At 41.6% G+C, this 11,790-nt stretch carries 12 protein-coding genes; 8 read left to right on the plus strand and 4 right to left on the minus strand.

The window, feature by feature from the left end; all coding sequences use genetic code 11:
- Positions 1-8: 8 nt before the first annotated feature.
- A complete protein-coding gene (locus D9K81_RS13685; RefSeq protein ID WP_120373507.1) occupies positions 9-1,094 on the minus strand; it encodes a PhoH family protein in 1,086 nt (361 codons plus the stop codon).
- Positions 1,095-1,131: 37 nt separating this feature from the next.
- Positions 1,132-2,589 carry a tRNA (N6-isopentenyl adenosine(37)-C2)-methylthiotransferase MiaB gene (miaB, locus tag D9K81_RS13690; RefSeq protein WP_120373506.1) on the minus strand — a complete coding sequence of 486 codons (1,458 nt, stop codon included), beginning with the start codon at positions 2,587-2,589 and terminating at the stop codon, positions 1,132-1,134.
- Positions 2,590-2,945: 356 nt separating this feature from the next.
- Between miaB and D9K81_RS13695 the strand changes: the two genes are divergently transcribed.
- The 5 genes from D9K81_RS13695 to D9K81_RS13715 all read left to right on the plus strand — a co-directional run bounded on the left by D9K81_RS13695 (position 2,946) and on the right by D9K81_RS13715 (position 7,512).
- Positions 2,946-4,904, plus strand: a complete 1,959-nt coding sequence (locus D9K81_RS13695; RefSeq protein WP_120373505.1) for a lytic transglycosylase domain-containing protein — start codon at positions 2,946-2,948, stop codon at positions 4,902-4,904.
- A 46-nt stretch (positions 4,905-4,950) separates the two neighbouring features.
- Positions 4,951-5,607, plus strand: coding sequence for a ribonuclease T2 family protein (locus tag D9K81_RS13700; protein ID WP_171406933.1), 657 nt, complete (start codon positions 4,951-4,953; stop codon positions 5,605-5,607).
- Between the two features lie 170 nt (positions 5,608-5,777).
- A complete protein-coding gene (locus tag D9K81_RS13705; RefSeq protein WP_120373504.1) occupies positions 5,778-6,764 on the plus strand; it encodes a malate dehydrogenase in 987 nt (328 codons plus the stop codon).
- 145 nt (positions 6,765-6,909) lie between these two features.
- Entirely contained in the window at positions 6,910-7,143 is a 234-nt protein-coding gene (locus tag D9K81_RS13710; protein ID WP_120373503.1) for a DUF2789 family protein, read from the plus strand.
- A gap of 117 nt (positions 7,144-7,260) precedes the next feature.
- On the plus strand, positions 7,261-7,512 hold the full coding sequence (locus D9K81_RS13715) for a DUF2789 family protein (protein WP_120373502.1): 252 nt from the start codon (positions 7,261-7,263) through the stop codon (positions 7,510-7,512).
- Between the two features lie 73 nt (positions 7,513-7,585).
- Here D9K81_RS13715 and D9K81_RS13720 read toward each other — a convergent pair whose 3' ends face one another.
- Both D9K81_RS13720 and D9K81_RS13725 read right to left on the minus strand, forming a co-directional pair.
- Entirely contained in the window at positions 7,586-8,113 is a 528-nt protein-coding gene (locus D9K81_RS13720; RefSeq protein ID WP_120373501.1) for a hypothetical protein, read from the minus strand.
- Positions 8,114-8,180: 67 nt separating this feature from the next.
- Positions 8,181-8,783: a 2OG-Fe(II) oxygenase gene (locus D9K81_RS13725; RefSeq protein ID WP_120373500.1), complete on the minus strand. Its 603-nt coding sequence runs from the start codon at positions 8,781-8,783 to the stop codon at positions 8,181-8,183.
- 115 nt (positions 8,784-8,898) lie between these two features.
- On the opposite strand from D9K81_RS13725, the gene D9K81_RS13730 reads away from it, so the two are divergent.
- From D9K81_RS13730 to D9K81_RS13740, 3 genes are read left to right on the plus strand one after another with little or no spacing between them, the layout of a single operon-like run.
- Complete coding sequence (locus tag D9K81_RS13730; RefSeq protein WP_106984086.1) at positions 8,899-9,756, plus strand: 23S rRNA (adenine(2030)-N(6))-methyltransferase RlmJ; 858 nt, start codon at positions 8,899-8,901, stop codon at positions 9,754-9,756.
- 57 nt (positions 9,757-9,813) lie between these two features.
- On the plus strand, positions 9,814-10,641 hold the full coding sequence (gene pssA, locus D9K81_RS13735; protein WP_120373499.1) for a CDP-diacylglycerol--serine O-phosphatidyltransferase: 828 nt from the start codon (positions 9,814-9,816) through the stop codon (positions 10,639-10,641).
- A gap of 30 nt (positions 10,642-10,671) precedes the next feature.
- Positions 10,672-11,757 carry a DUF6670 family protein gene (locus D9K81_RS13740; protein WP_120373498.1) on the plus strand — a complete coding sequence of 362 codons (1,086 nt, stop codon included), beginning with the start codon at positions 10,672-10,674 and terminating at the stop codon, positions 11,755-11,757.
- Positions 11,758-11,790 lie beyond the last annotated feature (33 nt).

The following is an 11,790-nucleotide window of genomic DNA, read 5'->3' on the forward strand; positions in this document are numbered from 1 at the left end:
ATGAATCCTTAATTATCATCATTTTGTGCATCGGCTTTGGCGTCATTGTCAGCAATCAAAGCTTCCTGACGCGCTTTACGCTCTGCACGGGCTTCTGCGCTTAAACGCTGTTGTTCACTGTCCCAACCCTCATACGCTTCGACAATTTTTTGTACCAGCTGATGACGAACGACATCACGAGAATGGAAACGAGTGATATGAATTTCTTTGATTTTATCAATCACGCGAAGCGCATGCGCTAAGCCCGATTGCTGACCACGAGGCAAATCGACTTGTGTAATGTCACCCGTAATCACGGCACGTGAACCAAAGCCTAAACGAGTTAAAAACATTTTCATTTGTTCAGGTGTGGTGTTCTGTGCTTCGTCTAAAATCACAAATGAATGATTCAGTGTACGACCACGCATATAAGCCAGTGGTGCAACTTCAATCACTTGACGTTCAATCAGCTTGGTTACTTTTTCAAAACCAAGCATTTCATATAAAGCGTCATATAAAGGGCGTAAGTAGGGGTCAATTTTTTGGCTTAAATCGCCAGGTAAGAAACCGAGTTTTTCACCGGCTTCAACTGCTGGACGAACCAATAAAATACGTTGAATTTCATTGCGTTCCAACATATCCACGGCAGCAGCAACGGCAAGATAGGTTTTACCTGTACCTGCTGGGCCAATACCAAAAGAAATATCACTTTGTAATATACGCTGAACATAGCGCTTTTGATTGGCACCACGCGGGTTAATACGGCCTTTGCGAGTTTGTAAATAAACGTCTTCTAAACCAGTATGTTCTTGATCGTCAAGGTCCTCTTGCAGTTCACGGTCAGTTTGACTGCCCTGAATCATAAGGTGAAGTGTATCTGCGGTAATTTGTGCTGTGCTTTCGGATTCTTCAAATAAACGGTGGAGCAAGCCCTCAGCTCGCTCTACCGCTTGGATATCACCATCGACAAAAAAGGCGTCGCCTCGGTGAGCAATTTGGACATCTAAACGTTGTTCTATTTGTTTCAAGTGACCGTTATATGCACCAAGCATGCTTTGTAAACGGTCCATTGAAATGCCTGGAAATGTTACTGTACGTCGAATCGCTGCAGTCAAGAGAATTCCTTTAAGTGGTCTAGCGAATACCTCTACATTACGCCACGTCAGGCTCAAGATTCAAGAGTTCACCATACACAAACTTCAAAGTTTTGATGTCGGTAATTTCAATCTCTGCAAAGCGGCCTACCCAAGCAGGATCACCAATAAAACCAACTAAACGAGTATTGTCTGCAGTACCAATCAGTATATTTGGATCTTTCTCTGAAACAGATTCAATCAATACACGTTGAATGGTGCCTTGCATCGCATTGGTCTTATCAATACTCGATTGTTTAATCCAATCTTGAACTTTCGCCAAACGCTCTTTTTTCACATCTTCAGATGTCGTGTCTTCCAGTTCGGCTGCAGGCGTACCTGGGCGTTTTGAATACACAAAGCTGTATGAGTGATCAAAGTCCATATCTTTAATAAATTGATAGGTTTCTTCAAAGTTCTCATCAGTTTCGCCAGGGAAGCCAATAATAAAGTCACTCGATAAATGCATATCTGGACGAACTTTACGTAGTTTTGCAATTTTTTCAATGTAGACATCAATGGTGTGGTTACGCTTCATCGCTTGTAACACATCATTTGAACCGCTTTGTACAGGTAAATGCAGATGCGAAACCATTTGCGGTAAATCACGGTAGCATTGAATTAAATCATCATTAAACTCAAGCGGGTGAGAAGTGGTGTAGCGCAGACGGCCAATACCCGGAATTTCTGCAACCAAACGCAGTAAATCTGCAAATGTGCAAATTTCACCTTCGAAAGTTTCGCCGCGATAACCATTTACGTTTTGACCCAAGAGTGAAATTTCACGCACACCTTTTTCAGCCAGTGTTGCAATTTCTGCTAATACGTCATCGAGTGGGCGAGAAACTTCTTCACCGCGTGTATACGGTACAACACAGAATGAACAGTATTTAGAACAGCCTTCCATGATAGACACAAAAGCTTTATAGCCTTCAACACGAGGCTCAGGCAAAAAGTCGAATTTTTCAATATCTGGGAATGAAATATCCACCAGTTTGATTTTTTCTTTTTTCGGCTTTTCTACTTGCTCAAAGTGTTGATCCAGCATTTGAGGCAAACGGTGTAAGGTTTGTGGACCAAAAATCATATCGACATAATTGGCGCGCTTTTGAATGTTGTCACCTTCTTGAGACGCAACACAACCACCCACACCAATAATTAAATCTGGATTTTTTTCTTTCAGCTTACGCCAGCGACCCAATTCAGAAAACACTTTTTCTTGTGCTTTTTCACGAATAGAACAGGTATTCATTAGTAGAATATCAGCATCTTTCGGGTCTTTGGTGAGTACATAACCGTGCGAATCGCCCAACAGGTCAGCCATACGGTGACTATCATACTCATTCATCTGACACCCTTGCGTTTCGATGTACAGTTTTTTCACTGTTGTATCGTTAGCTGGGGTGTGCTGTGGCTGGGTGACAGTGTTTTCTGAGGCAGCTGGGGCAGCATTTGGAATGAAGGTTTGAACCGTCATGCAGGCTCCTAGGATAGATTTGAGATATACATTATCGGCTACTTGGCGCGCAATTCGTCGCTAAGTGGCGAAGTTCTGTATAAGGAAATTTTGAAAGGGCCGTATTTTAGCAGTAATTCGAGCTAAACTTATAGTTTAAAATAAGCAATCAACAATATTGATTTGTGAACGAAAAATGTTTGAAAATTAATATTGTTTAATCATAAGGTTACACAACAGAACAATATCGTTGGTTTAGACTTATTAAACTGGTTGAAAACTGCAAATGTAGCCGCATAGCTAAATTTAAACATGAGCACTAAAAATGTCATGGGCGATGTCATAAAACGATGCAAGAAATAGAAGGCAAGTCGTAGATGTTAAATCGAATTTTCAAATCTCAACAATCTTATCAAATACTTGCCTTAGGTGTAGCAACTGCATGCGCCAGTATTTCTGCACAAGCTGCAGATGAACAGTTTAATGACGCATTACGTGCGGCCAACTCAGGTAATATTTCCTTATTGCAGCAGTATCAGGCACAAATGCAAAACGATGCTTTAGGTTACTATCCTGAATATTGGATGCTCAATACGAATTTAGCCTCGCAACCGACCAGTTCTATTACCAATTTTGCACAGCGCTATCCTCAGTCTGCAATGGCAGAAAAACTATCCGCAGATTATGTTGAAGAAAAAGTCAAAATGGCAGACTTTGCTTCAGCCCAACCAGTTTTACAGTATGTGAGTAATCCAGACCAAGCAGAAAGCTGTGCAATGGCACAAGTTCGTGCTAAATCAGGTGATCCATTGGTGTTTGCAGAATATAAAGATGTCTGGCTAACCACCAACTCACAACCTGATTCTTGTACGGGCTTGGGACGTATGATGCTTTCTAGCCCACTGATGACTACACAGGATCGTCAGCAACGTTTGTGGGGGCAGTTAAGAGCAGGTCAATCTGGTCAAGCCATTGCGACAGCGCAAAGTATTGGCATAAATTTGAGTTTGGCACAGCTCAATAGCATTCAAGCCAATGCTTTAAACTATTTGTGGAATGCGCCTAAAGCCACAAAAGAAGATCAAGCCTACATTGTTTATGCCATTGGTCGTTTGGCCGATAGTGATTTAAATGCAGCATTCTCGACTGCGCGCCGTACAGCAGAAGGGCTACCTGAAGACGTACAAAAAGCTGTGTATCGTGCAGTGGCGTATGTCGGGGGCACTACAGTAATGAAAAATAATTTTAATCGTGAAGTGCTGGATTTTTATGATGCTAGTTACGGTTTGCCACTCAGTCCTGAAGAAGCGGAAATCTATGCTCGCCAAGCAATTCGCTTTAATGGCTGGAATAGTCTTCTTCGTGCAATTGATGGCATGAGTGTCACGCAACGTCAAGAAGACCGTTGGCAGTATTGGCTAGCACGTGCTTATGAACAGCAAGGTGATAATAAGTCTAAAAAAGCTGCGCAGGAAATTTATCGTCAATTGTCTGTGGGGGATGACTACCACAACCTTTTGGCCAAAGACCGTATTGGGCAAGCTTATAACAATATTCCAGCGTATAGCGAAGCGACCAATCAAGATGCAGTTCGATTGAGCCAAGATATACATTTCCGACGCGCATTTGCTTTACGTAGCGTAGGTGCTTCAGACAGCTTTGTGAACCGTGAATGGAACTGGGCTGTACGACAAGCGTATTTACGCCATGATGATGGTTTAATTTTGGCAGCAGCTAAACGCGCAACGGATATGGGGTGGTATGACCGTGCTATTTATGCGGCCGACAGAACTACAGTTAAGCATAATTATAACTACCGTTATGCCATGCCACACCGCTCTTATGTAGTTGCACATAGCCAAAATGCTGGCATTGACCCTGCTTGGGCTTATGGTTTAATGCGTCAAGAAAGTCGCTTTGTGACCAGTGCACGTTCCCATGTGGGGGCAGGTGGACTCATGCAGATTATGCCTGACACCGCTAAATTGGTGGCACGCCAAATGGGGGAAACTTATAACCCTGCTGCTTTAAGTGATATGAATACTAACGTACGCTATGGCACCTTCTATTTGTCGATGATTCAACGCCAATTAAGCAATAGTCCTGTATTGGCAACAGCGGGCTACAATGCGGGTCCGAATCGTGCGCGACGTTGGCAACCCGATGCTCAACCGATCGCAGCTGACCAATATACAGAGACCATTCCATTAACTGAAACACGTGATTATGTGAAACATGTAATGACGAATGCTACTCATTACGGTATCTTGTTGGGACAAGGCTCACAAACTATTGGTCAGCGTATGCAAGCGATTCCATTGAGAAATTCGCAATAATAGCTACGCCCATAGATAAATAATTTAAAAACTGGGGACAACATACATGCTGTTAAGCAGGCTAAATGCTGACAAGTTGTTGCAATATTTTTATGGCATTGCGGGTATGGGAATGTTTGCAGTGAGTACACATGCAAGCCCTACACCTGCAGGATATGTCATGGAAATACAGCTTGTGCCTGCTGTGTGTTCTTTAGATCCCCAGCGCAATAAAAAACGTAAATGTCTAGAAGGCTATTCATTGAATGTTGTTGGCCTTTATCCAGAAGTCACGTCTCAGCACAATTGTGTGAGTAGTACCGCTTTAACTTTGCCACCAATTCAAGCCAAAGTTGTTGCACGGGTCATGCCAGACGAAAATGCGCGTAAACAGTTATGGCATAGCATAGGTGGTTGTGTCCCTATGGCGGCCAATCAGTATTTTCGCATGATGATTAACTATGCCGAAAAGCTAAAAATTCCTGATGAATTAACCAGTCAAGAAACACGTGTTATACAAGCTTCGGTGTTACGTAATCGTATGTTGCGGTTGAATCCAGGTTTGCCAACGCAAGGTTTTGAATTTAGTTGTCAGCAGAACAAAACAAATAGCATATTAACCGAAATTAAAATTTGCTATCAAAGTAATGGTCGTTACAAGGCTTGTCCGAAAAACGTACAAAATAATTGCCCAGCGACTTTCACAATTAAAGGCTCTTTTTAAGCCTTTTTTGCTATTTTATTTATATTTCCTATCATACTTTTGTTGAAAAGCATTCTCTTTTACATGCAAGCGTCAAAAGATTGGAGTACAATCTTTGCCGTTTATGATTATTAAGATTAGATAGAACAGCTATTTAATCATTATGACCTTCCTCAATTGGAGATAATTACATGAAGCAAGCAGTTCGTGTTGCCGTTACTGGCGCAGCTGGTCAAATCGGTTATAGCTTATTATTCCGTATCGCAAGCGGTGAAATGTTGGGTAAAGACCAACCAGTTATCCTTCAATTATTAGAAATTCCAGTTGAGAAAGCTCAACAAGCGCTTAAAGGCGTAATGATGGAACTTGATGACTGCGCATTCCCTCTTTTAGAAGGCATGATCGGTACTGATGATCCTAAAGTTGCATTCAAAGATGCTGACTACGCTCTTCTTGTTGGTTCACGTCCACGTGGCCCAGGCATGGAACGTGCTGACCTTCTTAAAGTAAACGGTGAAATCTTCATCGGTCAAGGTAAAGCGCTTAACGAAGTTGCTAGCCGTGACGTTAAAGTTCTTGTTGTAGGTAACCCTGCAAACACTAACGCTTACATCGCAATGAAATCTGCTGCAGATCTTCCAGCGAAAAACTTCACAGCTATGCTTCGTCTTGACCACAACCGTGCGTTGACTCAATTGGCTCAAAAAGCTGGTGTTGCTGTTTCTGACATCAAAACAATGACAGTTTGGGGCAACCACTCTCCAACAATGTATGCTGACTACCGTTTTGCTACAGTAAACGGCGAAAGCTTAAAAGACAAAATCAACGATGCTGCTTGGAACAAAGACGTGTTCCTTCCAACTGTTGGTAAACGTGGTGCTGCGATCATCGAAGCACGTGGTTTGTCTTCTGCTGCTTCTGCTGCAAACGCTGCAATCGACCACATGCGCGATTGGGCTCTTGGCACAAATGGCGAATGGGTAACTATGGGTATTCCTTCTGACGGTTCTTACGGTATCCCTGAAGGCGTAATGTTCGGTTTCCCTGTAACTTGCGAAAATGGCGAATACACAATCGTTCAAGGTCTTGAAATCGATGAATTCAGCCGTGAACGTATCAACTTCACTCTAAACGAGTTAGAAGAAGAACGTGCAGCAGTTGCTGACATGATTAAATAATTTGATCTTCGATTAAATTAGAAAAAACGCTCCATTTGGAGCGTTTTTTTATGCACAAAAAATAACAATGCATTCAAAAATATCAGCACAAGCACAGGATTGAACATGCTAAGTTAAAAAAGAAGAAAATCAGAGGGAAAATCCCATGTTGGATATGAATGTCACACAAGAATTATTATTTCAGCAATTGGGTTTAGACAGCACGCCTGAGGCTATCGAACAGTTTATTCAAACACATCAGCTAACTTTAGATACGCCTATGCATAAGGCAGATTTTTGGACTAAATCCCAACGAGATTTTTTAATCAGCCATTGGAAAAAAGATGATGAGTGGGCCATGGTCATTGACCAATTGAATGAACAACTTCATGCAGATTAAAAAACACTCACAAAAAGTAACAACAAACCTAGTTTTATGACTAGGTTTTTTTTATGACATCTTATAAGTTAATTCAATAATAAATGACAATTAAGCTGATAAGGAGGGCGAAAGCTCATGAAGAACAAACCATCCTTAGAACTTCTATTTTCGCAGCTCGGTCTCGCTAACAGTCCTGCTGCTATTGAACTCTATGTGCGTACACATCAGCTGGCAGCCAATGTGTCACTACATGATGCACCATTTTGGAATAAGGGACAGCGTGCGCTTTTAATCAGTCATTTGGTGCAAGATGATGACTGGGCCATTTGGGTGGACGAGCTGAACCAACAACTCCACTTAGATGCTTATAAACTTCAAGCGGTATAAACCCAATATCAAAAAAAGCCTCAATCTCTAGAGGCTTTTTTTGTTTTTAGGACTACGCACCTAGGTAGAAGACTCAGTGCAAGCGACTTTTTACAATTTTATCCATCCATGCTTCAGCACGGTAAGCATCAAATGCAGGATGTGTTTTCATGAGTTGTAAGTCAAACGCATTGGTTTTAGCATATTTACCCAACCAATGGCGTGTCATTGCGGGTTCATTTTTTGAAGCAGCTGCATAGGCCAAGAAGAAGTAAATATCACCATCATCATCGTGTGCAAGTGGCTTTAAAATTTGCTGGGTAATGGTTGCAAAGCGTTCTTCACGTGTTACTTCAAAGTACAGCATATACGCTTTAGCCAAGTGCAAAGATAAGTCGATATATAAGCTCAATGGCATTTCTTCAAACTCAAGACGACCTTGCTCTAACAGCACGACTGCTTCTTGTAAGAAATGAATTTGTTCTTGGCGTACACGGCTTAGGGTAACCAACTGTAAGCGCAGGTCAGCGCGTTCTAAAGCGAGTTCGGGTTGATTGCCTTGTAAGTACAATTGATCCGTTTCACCAATACGTTGAATGATGTCTTTGGTTAGGTCACGCATTGGTAGCATCCTCATGTTTGCAATGAAGCATATATGAGGATGAATTGTTAAATTTAAAGTTTTGCCTTTACCAAAGTGGCTGGTCTGCTCGGAGCCACGCCGTAATAGAGAGGCGTTGATGCTTAGCTTCTAAGACCTCATGGAGCAAATCACTTTGGAAAATAGCAATGCGATTGGGTTGTGGATGAATGATATGCCATTGATTATTTTTATCTTGGAGGCGTAGTTCTCCGCCCCAGCCATCTTCCCATGCTTCATGTATGTAATACACGGTAGAAATCATGCGTCCATTTTTACCTTGGGGATTATCGCGGTGTAATGCATAAAATTCACCCGCGTTATAGCAAGCGAAATGTGCTTCAGCTTCTTTAATGCCCAAAAAAAACGCCTGATTCAAATGTTGTGAAAGGGCGTTTAAAGCTTGAATATGTTGTTGTGCGACCTTGAGTTGCTGATCAATCCATAAAATATGATCACTACGGATATTGGAGACCACGCCATTTTGGATGGCTGCGTCGCGAAATTCATTTAAATGCGTTGAACATTCATGGACCAATGCGCGTGTATATTCAGATGAATACGCTTGGTCAATAATTGCAAAGCCATGTTGAGCTAAATTATCTAAAATTTGCTCAACAGGCCAAGACTTTGGGAGATGCATTGCATCCATATAAAACAGCCTAATGATGGTCGGAAAATAGCGATGTATTCTAGTAGAAGAATAGCATCGGAATGAAACTATTTTTCATGCTAAAATAGCCGTTGATATTAGGAATTTTAGAAACATGAACTACCGTCACCATTTCCATGCAGGCAACTTTGCCGATGTTATGAAGCATGTTTTATTGCTTCAGTTATTGAGTCGGCTGAATGCGAAAGACAAACCTTATCGCTATGTAGATACCCATGGTGGTGCAGGTAAGTACGATTTATCAACCTCTGAAGCACAAAAATCAGGTGAGTTTTTAAATGGTATTCATCGTTTGGTAAAACTTGATGATTCGATTAAACGCAATGCGCCAGAAGGTGTACAACAATATTTAAAAATTGTTGAAAAAATGCGTGAAAATTTTGGTAAGGGTGCTTATCCGGGTTCACCGTGGTTTGCGCTTGAAGGTATGCGTGAAACAGATAAGGCAACCATTTTTGAAATGCAACGTGATGTATTTCAACAGTTACGCCACAACATTTTTGACAAACGTGCAGGCTTGCATGAACGCGATGCTTACGAAGGTCTTTTAGGGGTTATTCCACCGAAAGAAAAACGTGGCCTAGTGATGATTGACCCACCTTACGAATTGGAACGAAAAGATTTCCCACAATTGGTAGAATTATTGGTTGCTGCTTATAAGAAATGGCCAACAGGCGTTTTTGCAGTGTGGTATCCAATTAAAGACCGCGCCATGATTGAACGTTTTGAAAAGAAAATGTACAAAACAGGTATTCGCCGTCAGTTGGTATGTGAAGTTTGTGTATGGCCTGATGATACTCCAGTGGGCTTAAATGGTTGTGGTCTATTGGTGATTAACCCACCTTGGAAATTCTCTGAAGATGCTGATGAAGCATTACAATGGTTATTCCCACACCTTCGCATGAGTGAAAGTGGCGGTCATGCTGCTGTACGTTGGTTGGTTGGCGAATAAGCCAGACGCTACACATAATATTTAAGTAAGACAAAAGGTCACAGTTAGGATCGAAGAATGACAAATATAAATAAACCTGAACGGGAAGCTTCTACTAAAGATGAAAGTGCCTTTGATGGCATTACTTTTGAGGTGGAGGAAGAAGAACATACCCATGAAGGACAGAAAGTCAAACGTCGAGGTATCTATCTGTGGCCGAACCTGATTACAACCGCAGCGTTGTTATCAGGTTTCTATTCAATTATTGCCAGTATGAATGGTGATTACACTCAAGCGGTGTATGCGATTTTTATTGCGGCTTTATTAGATGGTTTAGATGGTCGTGTTGCTCGTGCCATTGGGGCGCAAAGCCCATTTGGTGAACAGTTCGATTCACTATCAGACTTGCTTGCATTTGGCGTGGCACCTGCCATTTTAATGTATAGCTGGAGTTTGAATGATCTTGGGCGTATTGGTTTGGCTGCGTGTTTTGTGTATACCGCATGCGCCGCATTCCGCTTGGCGCGTTTTAATGTGCAAATTGGCGTTGTAGATAAGCGATATTTTATTGGTGTTGCAAGCCCATTAGCAGCTGTTATTATTATTTCACTGGTCTTGGTAGCACGTGATTTCCCAGCCGTTTTTGATTTGCGTGAAGCTGGTATTCAAGCACTGAATGCGGGGGTCATTATTGCGGTTGGTCTGCTCATGATTTCAAATATTAAATACTACTCATTTAAAACAGTCGACCGTAAGCGCGTACCATTTGCCGTATTGCCTATTGTTGTATTTGTTTTAGCGGCAGTCACTTATAATATTCCTGTAGGTGTATTGGTGATTGCGGTTATTTATGCACTTTCAGGTTTTGTAACAACAATAATGGCGAGAAAACAAAGAGCCTCATAAATGTAAAATCAAAATCAATAGGAGCTTGATATGCAGTTATTTCAAGATTTCTTTGATCAGTCCAAACAGCTGAATCAAGCTCCCTTCTATAAACAACAAAAAATTCCTTTCCATACGCCAACAGAAAAATACAAAGGCATTTTAATTGCACTCAAAGTCCCAAACTTGCCAGCACCCTTACATTATCTCAATTTCTTCGTACAACTTGGTCAAGTGAATGTCCCTATATTGCAACATGCTCATAATAAGTCAGCTCTAGATACAAAGAAAATTCATTTGATGAGTAGCTGTAGTGCACGCATGGTGGGGCAGTTTGAAGCGCATCAGAAAGATGCAACATTTGATTTAGCTTCTCGACATATTCACATTGCGGATGATGCAGATGTCTTTGGCGATTTTCCAAATTTTCAATTTCAACGCGAACATTCCGAGCTGCGCTTGGATCTGAGCGTGCAAAGCTCTGACATAGTTTCATGTATTACTAAACTACGAATGGGCATGGCAGAACACTGGAGTGTATTGAGCCAATGTCAGGGGCAAGTGGCGTACAAGGGCCAAGTTTATAATATTAACCAGCTCGGAACATTGGAGTTCGCCAGAGCCAGAGCCTTTCCACATTTTCCATTGGCATTTTACAGCATGAGTATGTTGAACCTGAGGAATGATCGACAACTCATTTTTATGCAACTCCGTGATACGCGAAATCAAATCGTACAGTCTCGTATCTATTTAAGAGATCTTCAGGCCAATACACAGCAAATGTTCGATACAGCAGTTTATTTTCGAATACATCGCGTGTATCCCAAAATTACCACACCCTCTGGGCGTAACATGTATCTCCCACGAGAATTTGAGTGGTGTATGCAAAATGAAAACATGCAGATTCGCTTGCAAGGACAAAGTCGAGGAGATTTTAAATTTGGTTTAGGCGCAGGTTATGCTGGAAGTTTTAGTTATCAAATCCAATTAAACGAACAGTTAGAAGAAGGTGAGGGGGGATATAGCGAATATATTGATTGTCGCAATTTGAATTGGCAAGAGCATCAACAAGACCAGTCTGTCCGCATGACACAAGCAGATTCAATGCCAGTTTTAGTTAAAAATAGCCAAAATTGAGCAATAAAAAGACGCTTAAAGCTTTTTTTCGAA

Source organism: Acinetobacter chengduensis (genome assembly GCF_003664645.1).
GTDB classification, from domain to species: Bacteria; Pseudomonadota; Gammaproteobacteria; order Pseudomonadales; family Moraxellaceae; genus Acinetobacter; species Acinetobacter chengduensis.